A 19,499-nucleotide genomic window follows, 5' to 3' on the forward strand; every position below is an offset into this window, starting at 1 on the left:
AGCGTCAATGGCGCCAGCGGGTTGCCGGCGCCATTGACCGATGTATTGCGCTACGGCTTCCAGCCGCCGCCCAATACTTTATACAGCGTGATCTTCTGGGTCAATGAACTCAACTGAGTGGCGATCTCGGTCTGCTGCGCCTGATACAGCGAACGCTGAGCCACCAACAAGTTCAGGTAGTTGTCCACGCCCTGGCGGTAACGCAACTGCGCAATGTCATAATAGCGCTGGTTGGCCGCGGTATCTTGTTCACGCGCATTCAGCTCATCCTGATAGGTGGCCTGGCCCGCCAACGCATCCGAGACTTCCCTGAACGCCTGCTGAATCGCCTTCTCATAGTTGGCGATCTCGATGCGTTTGGACACTTCGGCCACCTCCAGGTTGGCGCGGTTTTTACCGCCGTCGAAAATGGGCACGCTGATGCTGGGAACGAACGACCAGGCGGCGGTGCCCCCTTCAAGCAGATGGCCCAGGCTATCGGAGGCGGAACCGCCCGACGCCGTCAGGCTGATGCTGGGGAAGAAGGCGGCGCGTGCCGCGCCGATATTGGCATTGGCCGCTTTGAGCGTATGCTCGGCCGCCACGATGTCTGGCCGCCGGGCCAGCAGATCGGAAGGCAGGCCGGCCGGCAGCGCCGGCAAATGCCAGTCTCGGTTCAGGCCGGCGTTGTTCACCAGCGCATTGGGCACCTCGGCGCCCAACAACAGGCGTAGCGCGTTGATATCCTGGCGCACCTGACGGCTGTATTTGGCCACATCGGCTACTGCGCTTTTCAGTGCGGTTTCCGCCTGCGCCAGATCCTGTTCGGTGCTGGCGCCGTGATCGTAACTCAGTTTGGTCAGGTTATAGGAATTTTGCTGACTTTCGGCGGTCTGGCGCGCCAGGCGGAGCAGATCGCTATCGGCGCAAAGCGTCAGGTAGCTGGTGGCGACGTCCGCCACCAGGCTGATCTGCGTGGCGCGCGAAGTTGCTTCGGTAGCAAGGTAGGTTTCCAGCGCCTGATCGCGCAGGCTCCTTACCCGGCCAAAGAAGTCCAACTCCCAGGATGTTACCCCCAGATTGGCCTCGTATTGCTGATAGGTGACAGGGCCGGTGGACTTGGTGGAGTACAGGTTGCCCGGCAGATGCGCGGACGTGAGGTTGGCGCCGGCATCTACCGTCGGCAGCAGCGCGGCCCGCTGGATGCCGTATTGGGCGCGGGCGCTCTCAACGTTAAGCGCGGCGACCTTCAGATCGCGGTTGTTGGCTAACGCGAGCTGAATCAGCTGGTGGAGCGCCGGATCGGCAAAGAACTGTTGCCAACCGATAGCATCCGCCGTGGCGGCCGCGCCGCCGGCTTCTTGCCACTGGTTAGGCACCGGCATCGCCGGCCGGTCGTAGTGGGGCTGCAGGTTGCAGCCCGCCAGCGCCAGAACCAGCAGCGCCGGCGCTAATCTGTGCAGTTTATGATTCATCATGCAGGTGGGTTTATTTGTCTTCATGCTGCTTTCCGTTATCGGGTGCTGCGAGGTTTTTCGCCTGGCGACGGCTGAACAACCGAACCACCACCACGTAAAACATCGGGACGAAAAAGATTGCCAGGAAGGTGGCGGTCAACATACCGCCGACCACGGCGGTGCCGATCGAGTGCTGGCTGCCGGCGCCGGCGCCGCTGGCAATCGCCAACGGCAGCACGCCCAGAACGAACGCCATCGACGTCATGATGATCGGGCGAATACGCAGCCGCGCCGCCTCAATCGCGGCCTGCACGATATCTTTGCCTTCCCGCTCATGCAGCTCTTTGGCGAACTCAACGATCAGAATGGCGTTCTTGGCCGCCAGCCCCACGGTGGTCAGCAGCCCCACCTGGAAGAAGACATCGTTGGAAAGCCCGCGCATCAATACGGCGGCGATGGTGCCCAATACCCCCAGAGGGACGACCAAAAGCACTGAGAACGGAATCGACCAGCTTTCATACAGTGCGGCCAGGCACAGGAACACCACCAGGATCGACAGCGTATAGAGCGCCACGGTTTGCGAACCGGCGGTTTGTTCTTCATAAGACAGGCCGTGCCATTGGATCTGGAAGCCGTCGGGCAGCTTGGCGGCGATCTCGTTAATCGCTTTTACCGCATCGCCAGAACTGTAACCCGCCGCCGGCGCCCCCATAATATTTACCGATTCCACACCGTTGAAACGTTCATAGCGTGGGGAGCCGTAGGTCCATTCGCCGCTGCCGAAGGAGGCGAATGGCACCATCTGGCCGCTGCTGTTGCGGAAATACCACTGGTTTAAATCTTCCGGCGTAACCCGCGAGGCAGCCCGGCCTTGCAGATAGACTTTTTTAACGCGGTCCTGATAGATGAACTGGTTGACGTAGCTGGAGCCCCAGGCGGTAGACAGGGTGTCATTGATGTCTTCCAGGCTTAGCCCCAACGCGCGGGCGCGTTCATCGTCGATGTTCAATTTATACTGCGGTTCATCGCTCATCCCGTTGTGGCGCACCATGCTCAGACGAGGATCCTGATTTGCCAGTGACAGGAACTGGTTCATCGCCGCCACCAGGGCGGTATGACCTTTCGCTGAGGTGTCCTGCAGATAGAAATCGAAACCGGTGGCGTTGCCCAGTTCCATCACCGCCGGCGGCACCAGGGCAAACGCGACGCCGTCTTTCAGCGTGGCGAACCGCTGCATGGCGCGCCCGGCCAGGGCCTGCACGCTCTGTTGCGCACTGCTGCGCTCACTCCAGTCTTTCAGGCGCACGAAGGCCATTGCGCTGTTTTGCCCACGGCCAGAGAAGCTGAAACCATTGGCGGCGAATACCGAACTGACGGTATCTTTTTCTTCGGTCAGCAGGTAGTGGGTCATTTCGCTCAATACCTGCTGGGTGCGCGCCGCTGAGGCATTTGCTGGCAAGGTGACCTGCATCATCATCGTGCCCTGATCCTCATCAGGCAGGAAGGTGGTCGGCACGCGGGTAAACAGGTAGCCGGTTGCCGCGACGATAAGCACATAGATCAACAGAAACAGCCGGCGTTTGCTGATCACTGAATTTACGCCGCGCGTGTAGTGCAGCGTGCCATTGTCGAACTTGCGGTTAAACCAGCCGGCGAAACCGGTGGTGGCATGTTCGCCCGCGCTGGGCTTGAGCAGGGTGGCGCACAGCGCCGGGGTGAAGATCAACGCCATCAGCACCGAAAGCACCATCGCCGAGACAATGGTGATGGAGAACTGCCGGTAGATGATCCCGGTCGAGCCGCCGAAGAACGCCATTGGCACCAATACTGCCGATAGCACCATGGCGATACCGAACAGCGCGCCTTGAATTTGCTCCATCGACTTGATGGTGGCTTCTTTCGGCGGCAGCTTCTCCTCGTGCATCACACGCTCAACGTTTTCCACCACGACGATGGCGTCATCCACCAACAGGCCGATCGCCAGCACCATACCGAACATAGTTAAGGTGTTGATCGAATAGCCAAAGGCATACAGCAGGCCAAAGGTGCCGAGCAGCACGACGGGCACCACCAGGGTGGTCACCAGCGTGGCGCGCAGGTTCTGCAGGAACAGCAGCATGACGCAGAATACCAGCACAATGGCTTCAAACAGGGTTTTGACTACTTCGTGGATAGACGCGCTGACCACCGGTGAAGTGTCGTAGGGGAATTCTACGCTCACGCCGGCAGGCAGCGACGACTTCAGGTTGTCGACGGTAGCACGCACGGCATTAACGGTATCCAGCACGTTGGCGCCGCTGGCCAGGCGCAAAGCCATACCGGAAGACGGCTTGCCGTTAAAGGTGGAAGAGATGCTGTAATCTTCCGGCCCCAGATCAATATTGGCCACGTCTTTGAGCCGCACTTGCGAACCATCGCTATTGACCTTCAGCAGAATGTTTTGGAACTGTTCGGCGCTTTCCAGGCGGGTTTTGCCGATGATGGTGGCGCTGAGTTTGGCGCCTTCAACCGTTGGCAGGCCGCCCAGCTTACCGGAGGATATCTGCACGTTCTGTTGCGAAATGGCCGTGCTGACATCGCTTGGGATCAGTGAATATTTATACAGTTTGGCCGGGTCCAGCCAAATGCGCATCGCATATTCCGAGCCCATCACCATAAAATCGCCAACCCCTTTGGTACGGGCGATGGGATCTTCCAGGCGAGAAACCAGCAGGTTGCTGAGATCGGAATCACTGAGTTTGCCGTCTTCGGAAATCAGGCTGACGACCAGCATAAAGTTGGCCTGATACTTCGCCACCCGGATACCCTGTTGGGTAACTTCCGAAGGCAACTGCGATTCCGCCAGCGAGACTTTATTCTGCACCTGTACCTGGGCGATATCCGGATCGGTGCCTTGCTCGAAGGTGGCAATAATGGTGGCGCTGCCGTCGCTGTTGCTCTGCGACTCGATGTAACGCAGGTTATCGATACCGTTCAACTGCTGTTCAATCACCTGCACCACGGTTTTTTGCGTGGTTTCGGCGCTGGCGCCGGGGTAGGTCACCGAAACCGAAATGGCTGGTGGCGCGATATTGGGGTATTGGTTGATTGACAGGTTAACAATAGACAACCCGCCGGCCAACATGATCACCAGCGCGATGACCCAGGCGAAAATGGGGCGCTCGATAAAAAACTTCGACATGACAGGCTCCCTATTGTGCCGATGGATCGGTCATGGACAGTGACACTGTCGGTGCGGCTGCCGTATTCGCGCTGCGCTCGTTCGGCGTGACTTTTACGCCGGCGCGCACTTTAAGCAGCCCGGAAACCGCCACTTTTTCCCCAGCGTTTAGGCCGCTGATAATTTGCCATTGGCCATCGTGCATTTCGCCGGTGGTGACGCTGCGTTGCTCGATGGTGTTATCGGCTTTGACGACGTACACGTAAGGATGGCCTTTGGTGTCGTGGCTGACGGCCTCCTGCGGCACCAGGAGGCCTTGGTTCTGCACCCCTTGTTTTAGCAGCGCATGGACGAACATCCCCGGCAACAGCTCACGATCCGGGTTAGGGAAGGTTGCGCGCATGGTGACCGAGCCTGTGCCCTGATCGACCGTTACTTCAGCGAATTCCAGCCGGCCTTCATGTGGATAGCTGCTGCCGTCTTCCAACGTGAGCTGCACGGCGGCTTCATGATTGTTAAGCGCGCTCAACTGGCCTTGCGCCAGTGCTCTGCGCAGACGCAGCATGTTTTGCGAGGATTCGGTGATATCCACATAAATGGGATCCAGTTGAGAAATACTGGTGAGATTGCTGGTCTGGCCGCTGGTAACCAGTGCCCCTTCGGTAAACTGCGAACGGCCAATGCGCCCGCTTATCGGTGCGCGCACCTTGGTGTATTCCAGATTGATGCGTGCCGATTCCACATCCGCCTTGGCCTGCGCGGCGGTTGATACGGCATCGTCGTAGGTTTGTTCACTCACCGCATGGGCAGCGGCCAGCGGTTTGTAGCGCTTAACCACCGCTTGGGCGTTGGTCAGGGTCGCCAGGGCTTTATTGTAGGCGGCCTGATAGGTGGCAGGATCGATCTGGTAAAGCTGTTGGCCTTCTTTAACTTCTGACCCTTCCGTGAACAGCCGCTTTTGGATCACACCGTTGACCTGTGGCCGAACTTCCGCGCTACGTACGGCCACGGTGCGGCCGGGCAGTTGGCTGGTGATGGTGATGGGTTGGGCATGTAATGTGACGACATCAATCTGTGGCACAGAAGCATTCTGGCTGGCGCTCGTTGCCGAGCGATCGCAGGCGGTGAGCATGAGACTGATACAAATTACCGATAAAGTGTGGCGCATAGCATTAATTTTTCCCGATACAATTAATGAGAATTGGTATTCTCAAAAATTATGCGGGAACGGGAATTTCTTTGTTATAAGAAGGGCGTAAGTAATGCGTTGGCTAATGTTACATATCTTTTCAAAGGAAGTGTGACGGAGTTAACTTGCTTGGCAGGGCGATGATACGCGATAGCGGGTTACTCACAGTACCCGCCATAATCGTGCGGTTTTTCAGTAGCCCCGTGTGGGGCAGTTTGGGTATCACATGCAGGCAGCAGATTATCTGAGGATGAAATACCAAAGTGACAGGCAGATAAAACCGTTCGGCTGAATGGCGCGCAAGCTCACCTGCAAAATCCCTGTTCCATTGAGCGTCAGCACCTAATCCCGGTGAGCGCATGGCGCGCCCACCGGGGTGGCTATTAGTTAAGGTCGAAACGGTCCAGATCCATGACTTTGCTCCAGGCTGCAACGAAGTCATTGATAAACTTCTGCTTGCCGTCGTCACTGGCGTAAACTTCCGCCAGGGCGCGCAATACGGCGTTGGAGCCAAAGACCAGGTCTGCCCGGGTAGCAGTGTATTTTATCTCGCCGCTTTTACGATCGCGCCCTTCGAACAGTTCCGCAGTGCTATCTACAGGCTTCCATTCGGTGCGCATGTCCAGCAGATGGCTAAAGAAATCATTGCTGAGCACGCCCACGCGGTCGGTAAATACGCCATGTTGGCTGCCATCGAAGTTGGTACCGAGCACACGCAGGCCACCGATCAGAGCGGTCAGTTCCGGTGCGGTCAGCGTCAGCTGCTGCGCCTTATCAATCAGCAGCGTTTCAGTTGACGATCCGTCCTGAACGCGCCGGTAGTTACGGAAACCATCGGCGAGCGGTTCCAGCAGCGCGAACGATTCAACATCGGTCTGATCCTGGCGTGCATCGACCCGGCCAGGGGAGAAGGGCACATGCACCTGAACGCCGGCCGCTGCGGCCGCCTGCTCAATACCCACCACGCCAGCCAGCACGATAACGTCGGCCAGCGACGCTTTGCCGGATGCCTGCTGGATTGCTTGCAGCTTCGGCAATGCACTGGTGGCGATAGCGTTGACTTCCCATTGTTTCTGCGGCGCCAGCGCCAAACGCGCGCCATTCGCTCCGCCGCGCTTGTCGCCGCCGCGGAAGGTCGAAGCCGAAGCCCAGGCGACGGAAACCAGTTCGCTGACGGACAGCCCCGATTCGGCGATGGACGTTTTCAGGCCGGCGATATCGGCTGGCGTTGGGTTGTGCACCGGCGTTGGCAGCGGATCCTGCCACAGCAGATCTTCTTTCGGCACTTCCGGGCCCAGGTAGCGTGCTTTCGGCCCCATATCGCGGTGGGTCAACTTGAACCAGGCGCGGGCAAAGGCTTCATTGAACGACTGAGGGTCGTTGAGGAAGCGGCGTGAAATCCGTTCGAATTCAGGATCAAAACGCAGCGTCAGATCGGTAACCAGCATCGTCGGTTTGCGCTTTTTCCCCGGGTTGAACGGATCGGGGATGATTTCCGGCGCATCGGCAGCCTCGTACTGGATTGCACCGGCCGGGCTGCGCGTTTGCACCCACTGATATTTGAACAGGTTTTCGAAGAAATAGTTGCTCCACTGGGTGGGCGTTTGTGACCAGACCACTTCCAGGCCAGACGTGATCGCATCGGCGCCGGCGCCGCTGCCGTAGCTGTTAGCCCAACCCAGGCCTTGCGCTTCCAGCGGTGCCGCTTCCGGTTCAGGACCAACGTGCTCGTCGGTGGCCGCGCCGTGGGTTTTCCCCAGCGTGTGGCCGCCGGCGATCAGCGCGACGATTTCTTCATCGTTCATGCCCATGTTGCCGAAGGTCGCGCGAATCGCCGGTGCGGCCGAGGCCGGATCGCCACTGGCGTTAGGGCCTTCCGGGTTAACATAGATCAGCCCCATTTCGGTGGCGCCCATCGGGCGGTTGGCCAGGCTTTCTGGGTGGCGGTGCGCCAGCCAGGTTTTTTCGCCGCCCCAGTCGACGTCCAGATCGGGTTCCCATACGTCTTCCCGCCCGGCGGCAAAGCCGAAAGTGCGGAAACCGGAGTTTTCCAGCGCAACGTTGCCGGCCAGAATGAACAGATCCGCCCAGGATATTTTCTGGCCGTATTTCTGTTTGATTGGCCACAGCAGGCGGCGGGCTTTATCCAGGCTGACGTTATCTGGCCATGAGTTGAGCGGGGCGAAGCGTTGCTGGCCACGGCCAGAACCACCGCGGCCATCGACAGTGCGGTAGGTGCCGGCGCTGTGCCAGGCCATACGGATAAACAGGCCGATATAGCTGCCCCAGTCGGCCGGCCACCAGTCTTGTGAATCGGTCAGCAGGGTTTTGATATCGCCTTTCAGTGCGAAGTAATCGAGCTTGCTAAATTCTTCACGATAATTGAAATTTTCGCCTAAAGGATTGGAACGGTTGGAGTGTTGGTTAAGCAGGTCTACGCGTAACTGGTTCGGCCACCAGTCGCGGTTGGTGGTGCCGCTGCCAGCGCTCTGTTGAGAGGCGCTTTGGTGGAAGGGGCATTTTGCAACAGATGCGTCTGTTTGCGTTTCGGTTGGATTGCTCATTGCGGGCTCCGTGTGCTTCCTATGAATGCCACTACAGTATCTGTTGTTTATGATAAGAGAAACTTGAATCAACCTACGGATTCGATAGTTGTTACCTTTTTAATTGGCGGGAAGTTCAGGGACGGTATTGCAGGAATGCACCGCTGCGAATTCAGCATGCATTCCCGTTGTAGGATAACGATTTACGGTTAGCTGCCCCAGCGGCTTCTAAGGTAGCTGACGGCTTCCTGGGTCTGCGGCTGGTTAAGATAATTTTCTCTGAATAAAATCGTGCCTTTAATTTGTGGCATGGATTCGTTCAGATCGAGCTGTTTTTTCAGCTCCGGCACACCGCCATTGATTGCCCAGTCCGGCTCATTCTTTGAAGGCTCACCCACTTTGTACAGGGCGATACCAATATAAAGGCTAGTATTGGTGGTTTTCACCACATCCGCCCACCAGTTTGCCAGCACATCATAACGCGCCGCGCTGCGTGAGAACGGCCAATACAGCTGCGGAGCAACGTAATCCAACAGCCCCTGTTGCACCCAGCGCCGGGTATCGGCATAAGATTCATCATAGGCGGCTGCGCCGCGCGTATCGGAGCCTGCCGGATCGTGCGAACGGTTGCGCCATACGCCAGCAGGGCTGACGCCGAATTCCACGTTGGGCTTCAACTGCTTGATGGTATGCGAAACCTGTTCAATCAGCTGTTGTGTGTTGTGCCGCCGCCAGTCGGCTTTTGAGCTGAAGCCTTGGCCATATTTCTTGAAGGTTTGGCTATCATTGAGGGCAGAACCCGGTGATTCGGCATAGAAATAGTCATCAAACTGCACGCCATCAATGGGATAATGGGCAACCACCTCGGCCACGATACTGGTGATCCAATCGCGCACCTCTGGAATGCCGGGATCAAGCACAAAGCGTTCACCCGCCGTGCGCACCCAGTCGCGATGCAGAACAAATACGCTGGCCGGATTTTGTGCCAAAGTACGGTTCAGTTCGGCAACGGTTTTCGGTTTGGTATTGACCGATACGCGATAGGGATTAAACCAGGCATGAACTTTCATGCCACGTTTGTGTGCTTCATCCAGCATAAACTGCAGCGGATCGTAACCTGGATCCTGGCCGATATTGCCGGTTAGCATATCTGACCACGGCAAAATTTTAGAGGGCCAGAGCGCGGTGGCATCGGGTTTGACCTGGAAGAACACGGTATTGATGCCGACGCTTTTCAGTTTATCCAGCTTGTTGATCAGCGCTTGCTGCTGCTGGCTGATGCGAACGGCGCTGCTGCTGGCGTTAACGGATGCCACCGGCGGCCAGTCGAGGCGGGAAACGGTGGTCAGCCAGATACCGCGCACTGGCTGTTGGCTTTGCGGCTGCTGTGGCTGCGACGGCTTGGCCGGCGGCGGCGGGGTGACAAGGGATGCTGGCGGTTTGGAGGAACACCCCGCAAGCAAAAGTAGCGCCGTGGCGACCAGTGCGCCTGGCGTGATAACGGCCGTTAAACGGGAAAAACGGGGGGAACGGGCGATGATAAACTCCGATGCTTTCTGCTAGTCATTCGCGAAAAAACATTCTCTTATTATCTGGGATAAAGTCAATAAGTTACCGCATGTGGGGTTGGGGAAGGGAAGCTGCATTGAATGAAAAACTAAATCAGATTAGCGATCTAATTTGTTAGTATGCTTTGATAAAGTCATGAAAGAAAACCCAAGGAAGAGTATTCATATGCACCTTTTTCGTCTGTCCTTTATTCCTTTACTCGTTACATTTTGCCTACCCGCTTTTGCACACCAGGCGACACTCGATAAAGTAAAAGAAGCTGAAGGCCTGCTTAATGCGCGAGTGGGCTATGCGGAACTGGATCTTGCCAGCGGTAAGCTGCTGGAAAGCTATCGCCCGCAAGAACATTTTCCAATGATGAGTACATTTAAAGTGCTGCTATGCGGCGCGGTATTATCACGCGTTGACTCCGGGCATGAGCAACTCGATCGTCGCATACGGTACCATCAACGTGATCTGGTCGAGTATTCACCCGTAGCTGAACAACATCTTTCCAGCGGTATGACCGTGGCCGAATTATGCCGTGCCGCCATAACTATGAGCGATAACACTGCGGCCAATTTACTGCTCTCTACGATTGGCGGGCCGCAGGAGTTAACCGCGTTTTTGCGCAAAACGGGCGACCAGGTTACGCGTCTTGATCGCCGGGAACCGGAATTGAACGAAGCCTTGCCGGGCGATGAACGCGATACGACAACCCCTGAAAATATGGCGCAGACGCTGCGCCAGCTGTTAACCGGCAAGACTCTGACAGCAACCTCACAAAAGCAATTAATGGACTGGATGGCGGCGGATAAAGTCGCCGGTCCACTTTTGCGCTCGGTACTTCCGGCTGGCTGGTTTATTGCCGATAAAACGGGTGCAGGTGAGCGTGGTTCGCGCGGTATCGTCGCGGCACTGGGGCCTGATGGCAAACCTTCGCGTATCGTAGTGATCTACTTAACAGGGACGCAGGCAACTATGGATGAGAGAAATAAGCAGATCGCAGAGATAGGGGAATTGCTGATTAAACATTGGTGAATTTGAACGGTTGAATTGCAAGGAGAGTAATATTATGTCTACGTATAAAGTAATCGATAGAGAAAACTGGAGCCGAAGTAAACACCATGAATTTTATAGCAAATTTTCAAATCCTTGTTTCAACCTCTGCGTCCAGGTCGAAGCTCAACGGTTGTATGAGTGCGCAAAAGATAAGAATGAATCGTTTTTCCAGCTTTCTCTTTATGGCATTCTTCGTGCTGCTAATTTAACTCCACAACTAAAGCAACGAACCCTTGGCGATGATATTATTGAGTATTCGGAAATCAATGTTATGACACCAATAATGACTGTTCATGAAAGTTTTCGTCAAATTTGGTGTGAAAACACTTCAACTTTTTCGGGCTTTACGGCGGACGTCACGCGGAAAATCGAAATGGTAAAAACTACAAAACCAAGCCCGATGATAGTTCAGGAAGAGAATTTTTTCTGTGCAAGTTGTCTTCCTTGGCTACATTTTAGCTCGATCACTCACGCTGAATTTCATCTTGGTGCTGCAGTACCAACTCTGACATGGGGCAAACTGAAAAGCGGTATGATTCCAGTAGCATGCAAGTTTAATCATGCTTTCGTCGATGGTCTTCATGCCAGTCGTTTTTTTGCACATATCGAAGAAATATTTACGAACCCAGACTCACTGTGGTGTCCATCGACTCTGTGAGGTTCTTATGTTGATAGTCGCCGGTAGATGAAGAAGGGTAGGATCAATGCTCAAAACTAGAAGCACGCGGCACGCGTAACATGATGATGGTTGTCAGATGCATCATTTAACATAATATACATTATGCGCACCATGATGAGGATAGGCGAAATCCGGCATTTGGTAGTCATATTGTGGCTTTGGTAAATCTGCACCTGATAGCCGTGAATCAAACACCATTTCTTCAGTACTATGCCCCAAACCCGTTTATTAGAACGGGATAACAAAAACGGCAAAAGCTTTATTTTTGCGTCAGCTCTTCCAGTCGTCGCAGGCATTTTAACAGTTCACCGGATTCAACAAATTTTTTCAGGCTGCCTTCGCAAAACCTGTCGGCACGAATGGCGGAAGTAATATAGGCAAGCAGCCATTGCTCGCTTTTCCCTGCCAGCTCACTATTACCAGGCGACTGGGTGCGCAGCGTGTCGTTATAGCCGTAATCTATAAATGGAGTCATGGCGTGAATAAACGCATAAATAAGCGGTTCATAGCTAACATGCGGCATGTGCTGAACGCCCGGGTTATCCGGCCGCGATGTCACCCATTCTCCAGCGCTTTCTAGCTTTTCCAGTTCGGGGATGAATTTGGTTATCTCTGCATAGGTGGATTTCATGGCATTCGGTCATTTCCGCTTTCAGCATAAGGCATAATAATAACGCGACGCCGACGACGGGGATATGCCAATCACCCCGTCACAGTTCACACCTGGGCAAAAACCAGCGTGACGCTCAATTGTAGAAGTACCGGGCAAAAAACCCCGAAAACAGAGCCAGGTGCTGCCCTTTATTCCGATCGCGCTACGCGAAATCTGTAAAAAGCGACCAGCTAAGTCCCTGCAGATTTCTTCAAAACGCACCGATGGAATCGCCGAAAAGCAGGCGGCAAAATCGAACGCATACCACTACGGTTACCAAAATAGGGAATTTCAATAAGACTGAGGTTGTATTTAACATAATAAAGTCATTGTCACTCATGATGGGTGCAATTACACCCCTTTCCAGGCTTAACCAGCAACAACCTCGCTGTTGCTGGCCGTGTGTGTAACGCGTTAGTTCAGCGTATATTGCAGCGTGATTTCCGCTTTGAGTAGTTGCGATACCGGGCAGCCGGCTTTGGCTTTGTTGATGATTTTATCGAAGGTGGATTCATCAATCCCCGGCAGTTTCACCGTGCTGGTAAGCTCAATTTTGGTGATGGCAAAACCGCCGTCGACTTTATCCAGAGAGACATTGGCCGTGGTATCAATCGATTCGGGCGTGTAACCTTCTTCGCCAAGCATCAGCGATAACGCCATGGAAAAGCAGCCTGCGTGCGCAGCGCCGATCAGTTCCTCCGGGTTGGTGCCCGGTTTGCCCTCGAAGCGGGTGTTAAAACCGTACGGCTGCTGTTTCAGCGCGCCGCTTTCAGTCGAAATAGTGCCTTTCCCACGCTTAATATCGCCTTCCCAATGTGCCTGGCCTTTCTTGTGAATCGTCATGCCGTCTCCTTTATCCGTTCAGATTGGCGCCTGGCAGGCACCACCATCGTGACATTCAACATTGTCACCTCACCTTAAACCCTAGTTCACATCCGACAAAAAAGCCAAGTAGGTATAGTTAACTAATTGATTTTTATCAATTCATATATTGAGGGGAATGTTGAGATGATAATCGGCCCCAACGCTATGCCGGGGCTGATGAAAGGCCGCATTGGGCCAGTTAGGCGCGAGCTGCCTGCTGCGGCACTAATGCAATATGGGATAAACGGAACGTCATTCCCGCGGCAATCAGCGTGATAATGCTGCAAACCAACAGGCCGGCATCAATGGCGTTGATCAAGGTATGGCGCGCCAGGATCACGTCTGCGGTGATCGGGTTGTTGCCCAGGCTAAGCAGCTTGCCGGGATCGGCCCAATGCTGCCAGGCTTCTTTTAACTCGTTACGTTGTAACAACCAATGATACAGCGTCATCAACAACAGGCTGGTTGCCGCGGTGCCGAGCAGCCCGCCCACCAGGCGGAAAGATTGTAGTAATGCCGTGGCAATGCCCAAATGTTCGCGTGGTGCCAGCGTTTGGGTGAAAATGGTCAGATTTAGCAAAATAAAGCCCAGCCCTACGCCGGCCATCAGCATCAGCAGCAACAACTGGTGAAAACTGCCCTGCGCCCCGCTTAGCGCCAGCCCCAGGCAGGCAACGCCAAGCAACAGGAAACCGGATACCGGCAGCAACGCTGGGTTGCGCAGCCGGGTGACGATCCGCCCGTTGATGATTGCGCCAACGGTAATGCTCACGCCCATCGGGGTTAACAGCAACGCGGCCTGTTGTGCCGAGTAGCCATAGCCGGCCTGGAACAACAAAGGCGCGAAATACAGCAGAATAAACATCACCGCGCCCGCCAGCGTGGAGAGAATGAACAGTTGCCGCAGCGTGCCGGCAACGAACAAAGATGGCGGTAACAGAGGGGATACGGCGCGTTTTTGCTGGCCAAGCAGCGCCAAAAGCGAAGCCAGCGCGGCCAGCATCAGCGCGATAACGCCAACGACATTCATCTGTGAAGATAATCCCGTCACCCCTAACTGCAGACAGCCAAGCAGCGTAATCACCAGCAGCCCACCCAGCCAGTCCAGATGAATATCGTGCTGTTGCACCGGCTTAAAATAGGGCAAATAACGCCAGGCGATGACTAACGCCACCACGCCACACGGCACGTTCAGGTAGAACACGGCGCGCCAGCCGTAATGTTCAGTCAGGATCCCGCCGACCGTCGGCCCCAACGCGTTGACGATGCTAAAGGCGGTGCTAAGCAGGATTTGCCAGCGTAGCCGGCGGCGCATATCGGGGAACAGTTCGGGAATGCAGGCAAAAGCGGTGCCGATCAACATCCCACCGCCAATGCCCTGCAGCGCCCGCCAAATCACCAGCATCAACATGCTGCTAGCCTGGGCGCACAGCAGCGAGGCCAGCGTAAACACCAACGTTGCCGCAATCACAAAATATTTGCGCCCAAAATAGTCGCCCAGGCGGCCAAAGATCGGCACGGTGACGATGGATGTCAGCAGGTAGCCGGTAGCCAGCCAGGCATAGAGATCAAAACCACCGAGATCGGCCACAATGTAAGGCATGGTATTGCCGATCACGGTCTGATCAAGCGCCGAGAGCATCAGTGTCAGTGAAAGCCCCAGCATAGCCAGCAAAGCGCGCCGGAAACCTAACGGCGCTGGCGTTTCTATTTTGGGCATGGTCGTTCCCCGTATTTAGCGCAGCTGTGCCACGGCGCGCGCCATACGGTTGGCACCTTCAAGCAAGGTATCGATATCTGTGGCGATCGATAAACGGAAGAACGGTGAAATGCCATAGGCGGCGCCAGGCACCACGGCCACCCCTTCGCTTTCCAGCAGATACAGCACCACATCATTGTCATTCTGCAGCGTGTTGCCCTGCGGCGTCTGGCGCCCAAGGATGCCGGCGCAGTTCACATACAGGTAAAACGCCCCGTCTGGCTTTTTGCACGCCAGGCCAGGAATGTTGTTGATGGCTTCCACCATCCGATCACGCCGCAACCGGTAGGTTTCGCGGCTGCGATCGATAAAATCGGTGCCGCTGCCCAGCGCTGCCAACGCCGCCGCCTGGCTTACCGAACAAGCATTACTGGTTGACTGTGATTGCAGCGTGCCCATGGCGGTGATTAACCCTGCGGGGCCGGCGGCATAGCCAATGCGCCAGCCGGTCATGGCATAGGTTTTGGATACGCCGTTCACCACCAGGGTGCGGTCTGCCAGCGCAGGCTCAACCGCCAGAAGATGGCAAGGTTGGCTATCATCAAAACGAATGTGCTCGTAAATATCATCCGTCATGATCGCCAGCCCCGGATGCTCCAACAGTACATCGGCCAGTGCGCGCAGTTCGCTCTCGGTATAGCTTGCGCCGCTGGGGTTGCTGGGCGAATTGAGTAACAGCCAACGGCACTCTGGCGTGATGGCCGCCTGTAACTGTTCTGCGGTCAGTTTAAAGCCGCTCTCTTCCTGGCAGGCCAGGATCACCGGCTCCCCTTCACAGGCCAGTACCATATCCGGGTAAGAAACCCAGTACGGCGCCGGGATCAACACTTTGTCGCCCGGCTCCAGCGTGGCGGTCAGCGCGTTGAAAATCGCGCTTTTGGCCCCGCAGGTGACGATAATGTTGTCGGGTGAGAAACTCAGCCGGTTTTCCCGTTGGAATTTGTCGGCAATCGCCTGGCGCAGCGCCGGTGTACCGTTATTCTGCGTGTAGCGTGTTTCACCCCGCTCAATCGCCGCGCAGGCGGCCTGGCGAATAACCTCTGGCGTATCAAAGTCCGGCTCGCCGGTCACCAGATTAACGATCGATTTGCCGGCGCGGCGCAGCGCGTTGGCACGATCGGCCGCCGTGCTGCTGGGCGAGGTCTTAATGCGGGTGATGCGTGAAGCGATGCGAATTGCACTCATGACAAACTCCTGATGCCTTTGTGGATTGAAAATACGGTAATAGAGAGCCCGCACCGGCGCTAAGAGGAGTTCGTTCTGGTTCAATCGCGTTGGCTTATGGATAAGCACCAGCAATAGCATAAATGCATTGCTACTGTGCAGCACGGAAGCCTGCACCCTTGCCAGTTTTGCGGCCACATTTAAAATAACTTTTAAATTACATTAGGTTATACTGGTTTTGGCGCTAAATGAAAAAGCTGGCTTAAGAATTGCTTAACCCTTCATGATATCTTTTGTTATGAGGGTAAAGACCATGAATCTCAGGCGATTAAAGTACTTTGTGAAAATTGTCGATATCGGCAGTTTGACTCAGGCTGCTGATATTCTGCATATTGCCCAACCTGCGTTAAGCCAGCAATTGGCGACGCTTGAGAGCGAAGTGAAACAGCAGCTGCTGATCCGCACCAAGCGCGGCGTAACGCCCACCGATGCCGGCAAAATTCTTTATACCCATGCCCAGGCCATTCTGCGCCAGTGCGAACAGGCGCAAAGCGCCATCGACGGTTCCGCCCAGTTGCTCTCCGGCACCGTCTCCGTCGGGCTGGCGCCCGGCACCGCCGCCAGCCAATTGGCACTGCCGCTGTTCAAGGCCGTTAAGCAACAACACCCTGGCATTCTGTTGTATTACAACGAAAACTTCGGCATTACGCTCAGCGAGCTGATCATGAGCGGGCGGATGGATATGGCGGTGTTGTACGGCAACCGCCAGATCCACGGGTTATCGTTTGTTCCACTGATGAAAGAAGACCTTTACCTGGTCAGCAGCAGCGCCAAAAAACCGCAAGGCAACACGGTTGATCTTGAACAGGTGGCGGCAAAAGATCTGTTCCTGCCGCAGTCTTATAACTTTATGCGCAAGATGGTGGATGATGCCTTTGCCGCACGCGGGCTCACCGGGCGCGTGGTGTGCGAGATCGAATCGGCCACCACGCTGACGGCGGCCGTGGCCAGCGGTTATGGCGCCACGATTCTGCCGGAGTCAGCCGCGCGCACCCTGCTCGCACCCGCCGGCGCGTGGATGGCGAAGATCGTTAACCCAGGGATCCAGGCCCCATTATCATTCTGTTCGTCCGACCATCTGCCACTTTCCCAGCCTGCACAGGCGGTGAAAAAAATCCTGCTGGCGTTGATGGCCGAACGTGCGCCGGATAATCGGCCCCTTGCGTTGGCCTAACGTGCGGTGTGATAAGTCTCGCTTATTACCACAAAACGAAACCCTCTTAGTGGCTGGGATAAACGGCACGCTACAGTGCCAATACCACTCACAAGAAGCCCCTTTCGCCGTTTAAGGGGCCATAAGAGGTAATGATGGATCTTGCGCAACAGTGGGTTAACCCGCAATTGAGTTTATTAGGTACGCGGACAATGTTATTTGAAGCGCCTGGCTCGCTGTGCCTGGAAAACCAGCAACGTATCTGGGCGCTGGCCAAATTTGCCGAGGAACTGCCGGAGATCGCTGAAACGGTGCCGGGCATGAACAATTTGATGCTGGTGCTGCGCCGGGCGCCGGAAGCCCCTGAAGAGATGTTCAGCAAACTGCTTAAGCAGTGGCAACGCGATGAACGTATGCAACTGCAGGGAAAAACCATCGAACTGCCGGTAGTATACGGCGGCGAGTATGGCCCACATTTGCACGATGTCGCCGAACACAGCGGCCTGAGCGTGCATGAGGTCGTCGCGCGCCACTGCGCCCCGCTCTATCCGGTATATGCCCTCGGCAGCCATCCAGGCTATTGCTATCTTGGCAACATGGATCCCAGCATTGCCACCCCACGCCGCCAAACGCCGCTGATGAGCATCCCCGGCGGCGCCGTTTCAATCGGCGGGCTGCAAACCGGGGTATCCGCTTCGGCTGGCCCCAGCGGCTGGAATACCATCGGCCATACCGATTTCGTTTTTTTTGATGCCTACGCCTGCCCACCAGTCACCCTGCAACCGGGCGACAATATCGCCTTCAAAGCCGTGGGGGTGCAGGCATGATTGTTATTGACAAAACCACTCCGCTCAGCAGCGTGCAGGATCTTGGACGCACAGGTTGCCTGCACTACGGTGTTGGCACCGCAGGCGCTATGGATCCACTGGCGCTGCAATTGGGCAATGCCTTGCTGGGCAATGATCTCAACGCCGCCGCGATAGAAATCCCGTTGTTCCCATTCCAGGTGCGCTTCCTCGCCGATTGCCGGTTTGCCGTGACCGGCCACGACGGCAAGGTGATGCTGGACGATGAGCCATTGCCTTTCTGGTGGTGCGCCCAGGCGCGTAAAGGCCAGCGTTTAACCTTGTCGGCATCGAATAAAACCACCCGCGCGTATCTGCATTTGCCCGGCGGCATTGATGTGCCGCAGGTGCTGGGTTCACGCAGTACCCAACTGCGCGGCGAGTTCGGCGGTTACCAGGGGCGTGGCCTGCAAAACGGCGATCGGCTGAGCGCCGCCGCCCCACGCCAGGATGGCCCGGTAGATTTCGGCATTGTTCCCCCGTTGTTGGCGTTTGGCCTGAATGATGCGCCCGAACGGGTGATTCGCGTGCTGCCGGCGGCGGAAAACAACGCTTTTACCGAAGCCTCGCGCCAGGCTTTTTGGCGCCAGGCCTGGCAAATCACGCCGCAAAGCAACCGTTATGGTTACCGCCTGGCGGGGGAACGCCTGGTGGCCAACGCGCCGATGGAGATGCGCTCGCACGGCATTATCCCCGGCGTTATTCAGGTGCCGCACAACGGGCAGCCGATTATTCAGATGCGCGACGCGCAGCCGAGCGGCGGTTACCCCAAGTTCGGCACGGTGATTGATGCCGACATGTGGCTGCTGGGGCAAATTCCGGTCGGTAGCAAAGTGCGTTTTGCCGAGGTGACCTATCAGCAGGCGCGGGAAGCCGAGTGCCAACAGCAGGCTTATCTGCACAAGGTGATTGAGCAAATCGCCTGTTACCGGCGCTATGAGGATTAACCCCCAATTTTGGAGATGAAGTGATGTTGGCGATTGCTGAACTGCGCCAGATTGCGCACAAAATAAGCCAGTCTGGGGTGCAAGACATTGAAATTGCGGGCAGCCACTACCGGGTGCGCATGCGCTGTGCGCCCCGCCGCCCCCAACCGCAGCCACAGGCGGAACTCCAGCCGGTGGCGCAAGCCGAGCCTGAAAACAAAATTATCACGGCGCAACGGCCGGGCATTATTTGGTTTACCCATCCGCTGAACGGCAAAGCGATATCCACACCGGGCGAAACCGTCAAACCCGGCGCGTTGCTGGCGCTGCTCAGCATTGGCCACCTGATGCTGCCGGTGCGCAGCCCGGTTGGCGGCACGTTGCTGGAACACTGTGCCGCCAACGGCAGCGTGGTGGAATACGGCAGCGAACTGGTTGCCCTGGCCGAGAACGATTAAG

General features: G+C 56.1%; 15 protein-coding genes. 6 read left to right on the plus strand and 9 right to left on the minus strand.

From position 1 onward, the window contains the following. Positions 1-50: 50 nt before the first annotated feature. The 5 genes from ABFX35_RS08090 to ABFX35_RS08110 form a co-directional block, all read right to left on the minus strand. The gene (locus ABFX35_RS08090; RefSeq protein ID WP_428832171.1) at positions 51-1,481 is read right to left on the minus strand and encodes an efflux transporter outer membrane subunit; all 1,431 of its coding nucleotides are present in this window, start codon (positions 1,479-1,481) and stop codon (positions 51-53) included. Then, on the minus strand, positions 1,468-4,617 hold the full coding sequence (locus ABFX35_RS08095; protein ID WP_346080223.1) for an efflux RND transporter permease subunit: 3,150 nt from the start codon (positions 4,615-4,617) through the stop codon (positions 1,468-1,470). The genes ABFX35_RS08090 and ABFX35_RS08095 overlap by 14 nt, the downstream gene beginning before the upstream one ends. Before the next feature lie 10 nt (positions 4,618-4,627). Then, entirely contained in the window at positions 4,628-5,764 is a 1,137-nt protein-coding gene (locus ABFX35_RS08100) for an efflux RND transporter periplasmic adaptor subunit (protein ID WP_428832172.1), read from the minus strand. 404 nt (positions 5,765-6,168) lie between these two features. After that, positions 6,169-8,349 (minus strand): catalase/peroxidase HPI, encoded by a 2,181-nt coding sequence (gene katG / locus ABFX35_RS08105; RefSeq protein ID WP_346080225.1) that lies wholly within the window; start codon positions 8,347-8,349, stop codon positions 6,169-6,171. A gap of 188 nt (positions 8,350-8,537) precedes the next feature. After that, positions 8,538-9,827 carry a glycoside hydrolase family 10-like protein gene (locus ABFX35_RS08110; RefSeq protein ID WP_428832183.1) on the minus strand — a complete coding sequence of 430 codons (1,290 nt, stop codon included), beginning with the start codon at positions 9,825-9,827 and terminating at the stop codon, positions 8,538-8,540. Positions 9,828-10,062: 235 nt separating this feature from the next. Here ABFX35_RS08110 and bla point away from each other — a divergent pair, with 235 nt between their 5' ends. Together bla and ABFX35_RS08120 are read left to right on the plus strand one after the other, a co-directional pair. Then, complete coding sequence (bla, locus tag ABFX35_RS08115; RefSeq protein WP_346080894.1) at positions 10,063-10,917, plus strand: class A beta-lactamase; 855 nt, start codon at positions 10,063-10,065, stop codon at positions 10,915-10,917. Between the two features lie 34 nt (positions 10,918-10,951). Further along, complete coding sequence (locus tag ABFX35_RS08120) at positions 10,952-11,596, plus strand: CatA-like O-acetyltransferase, family 1 (protein ID WP_346080227.1); 645 nt, start codon at positions 10,952-10,954, stop codon at positions 11,594-11,596. Between the two features lie 280 nt (positions 11,597-11,876). On the opposite strand, the gene ABFX35_RS08125 is transcribed toward ABFX35_RS08120, so the two are convergent. The 4 genes from ABFX35_RS08125 to ABFX35_RS08140 form a co-directional block, all read right to left on the minus strand. Next, positions 11,877-12,248, minus strand: coding sequence for a DUF6508 domain-containing protein (locus ABFX35_RS08125; protein ID WP_346080229.1), 372 nt, complete (start codon positions 12,246-12,248; stop codon positions 11,877-11,879). Positions 12,249-12,683: 435 nt separating this feature from the next. Next, the gene (locus tag ABFX35_RS08130; protein WP_279022814.1) at positions 12,684-13,112 is read right to left on the minus strand and encodes an OsmC family protein; all 429 of its coding nucleotides are present in this window, start codon (positions 13,110-13,112) and stop codon (positions 12,684-12,686) included. A gap of 220 nt (positions 13,113-13,332) precedes the next feature. Further along, positions 13,333-14,853, minus strand: coding sequence for an MFS transporter (locus ABFX35_RS08135; RefSeq protein WP_346080232.1), 1,521 nt, complete (start codon positions 14,851-14,853; stop codon positions 13,333-13,335). Positions 14,854-14,868: 15 nt separating this feature from the next. Continuing rightward, entirely contained in the window at positions 14,869-16,077 is a 1,209-nt protein-coding gene (locus tag ABFX35_RS08140; protein ID WP_346080234.1) for an aspartate transaminase, read from the minus strand. A gap of 292 nt (positions 16,078-16,369) precedes the next feature. On the opposite strand from ABFX35_RS08140, the gene nac reads away from it, so the two are divergent. The 4 genes from nac (at position 16,370) to ABFX35_RS08160 (ending at position 19,498) form a co-directional block, all read left to right on the plus strand. Then, complete coding sequence (nac, locus tag ABFX35_RS08145) at positions 16,370-17,290, plus strand: nitrogen assimilation transcriptional regulator NAC (RefSeq protein ID WP_095848684.1); 921 nt, start codon at positions 16,370-16,372, stop codon at positions 17,288-17,290. A 134-nt stretch (positions 17,291-17,424) separates the two neighbouring features. Further along, positions 17,425-18,096, plus strand: a complete 672-nt coding sequence (gene pxpB, locus ABFX35_RS08150; protein ID WP_279022862.1) for a 5-oxoprolinase subunit PxpB — start codon at positions 17,425-17,427, stop codon at positions 18,094-18,096. Next, complete coding sequence (locus ABFX35_RS08155; protein WP_346080235.1) at positions 18,093-19,061, plus strand: 5-oxoprolinase subunit C family protein; 969 nt, start codon at positions 18,093-18,095, stop codon at positions 19,059-19,061. The genes pxpB and ABFX35_RS08155 overlap by 4 nt, the downstream gene beginning before the upstream one ends. A 23-nt stretch (positions 19,062-19,084) precedes the next feature. Beyond that, positions 19,085-19,498 (plus strand): acetyl-CoA carboxylase biotin carboxyl carrier protein, encoded by a 414-nt coding sequence (locus ABFX35_RS08160; RefSeq protein WP_346080237.1) that lies wholly within the window; start codon positions 19,085-19,087, stop codon positions 19,496-19,498. Position 19,499 lies beyond the last annotated feature (1 nt).

Origin of the sequence: Gibbsiella dentisursi, from assembly GCF_039539505.1 — a bacterium.
In the GTDB taxonomy this organism is placed as follows: domain Bacteria; phylum Pseudomonadota; class Gammaproteobacteria; order Enterobacterales; family Enterobacteriaceae; genus Gibbsiella; species Gibbsiella quercinecans.

What these genes read in the sequence shown, in the direction of transcription:
- nac (WP_095848684.1), top strand. Translation starts at nt 16,370, where the DNA reads ATGAATCTCAGGCGATTAAAGTACTTTGTGAAAATTGTCGATATCGGC.
- ABFX35_RS08135 (WP_346080232.1), bottom strand. Translation starts at nt 14,853, where the DNA reads ATGCCCAAAATAGAAACGCCAGCGCCGTTAGGTTTCCGGCGCGCTTTG.
- ABFX35_RS08125 (WP_346080229.1), bottom strand. Translation starts at nt 12,248, where the DNA reads ATGAAATCCACCTATGCAGAGATAACCAAATTCATCCCCGAACTGGAA.
- ABFX35_RS08130 (WP_279022814.1), bottom strand. Translation starts at nt 13,112, where the DNA reads ATGACGATTCACAAGAAAGGCCAGGCACATTGGGAAGGCGATATTAAG.
- ABFX35_RS08090 (WP_428832171.1), bottom strand. Translation starts at nt 1,481, where the DNA reads ATGAAGACAAATAAACCCACCTGCATGATGAATCATAAACTGCACAGA.
- ABFX35_RS08120 (WP_346080227.1), top strand. Translation starts at nt 10,952, where the DNA reads ATGTCTACGTATAAAGTAATCGATAGAGAAAACTGGAGCCGAAGTAAA.
- pxpB (WP_279022862.1), top strand. Translation starts at nt 17,425, where the DNA reads ATGGATCTTGCGCAACAGTGGGTTAACCCGCAATTGAGTTTATTAGGT.
- ABFX35_RS08140 (WP_346080234.1), bottom strand. Translation starts at nt 16,077, where the DNA reads ATGAGTGCAATTCGCATCGCTTCACGCATCACCCGCATTAAGACCTCG.
- ABFX35_RS08100 (WP_428832172.1), bottom strand. Translation starts at nt 5,764, where the DNA reads ATGCGCCACACTTTATCGGTAATTTGTATCAGTCTCATGCTCACCGCC.
- ABFX35_RS08155 (WP_346080235.1), top strand. Translation starts at nt 18,093, where the DNA reads ATGATTGTTATTGACAAAACCACTCCGCTCAGCAGCGTGCAGGATCTT.
- ABFX35_RS08160 (WP_346080237.1), top strand. Translation starts at nt 19,085, where the DNA reads ATGTTGGCGATTGCTGAACTGCGCCAGATTGCGCACAAAATAAGCCAG.
- bla (WP_346080894.1), top strand. Translation starts at nt 10,063, where the DNA reads ATGCACCTTTTTCGTCTGTCCTTTATTCCTTTACTCGTTACATTTTGC.
- katG (WP_346080225.1), bottom strand. Translation starts at nt 8,349, where the DNA reads ATGAGCAATCCAACCGAAACGCAAACAGACGCATCTGTTGCAAAATGC.
- ABFX35_RS08095 (WP_346080223.1), bottom strand. Translation starts at nt 4,617, where the DNA reads ATGTCGAAGTTTTTTATCGAGCGCCCCATTTTCGCCTGGGTCATCGCG.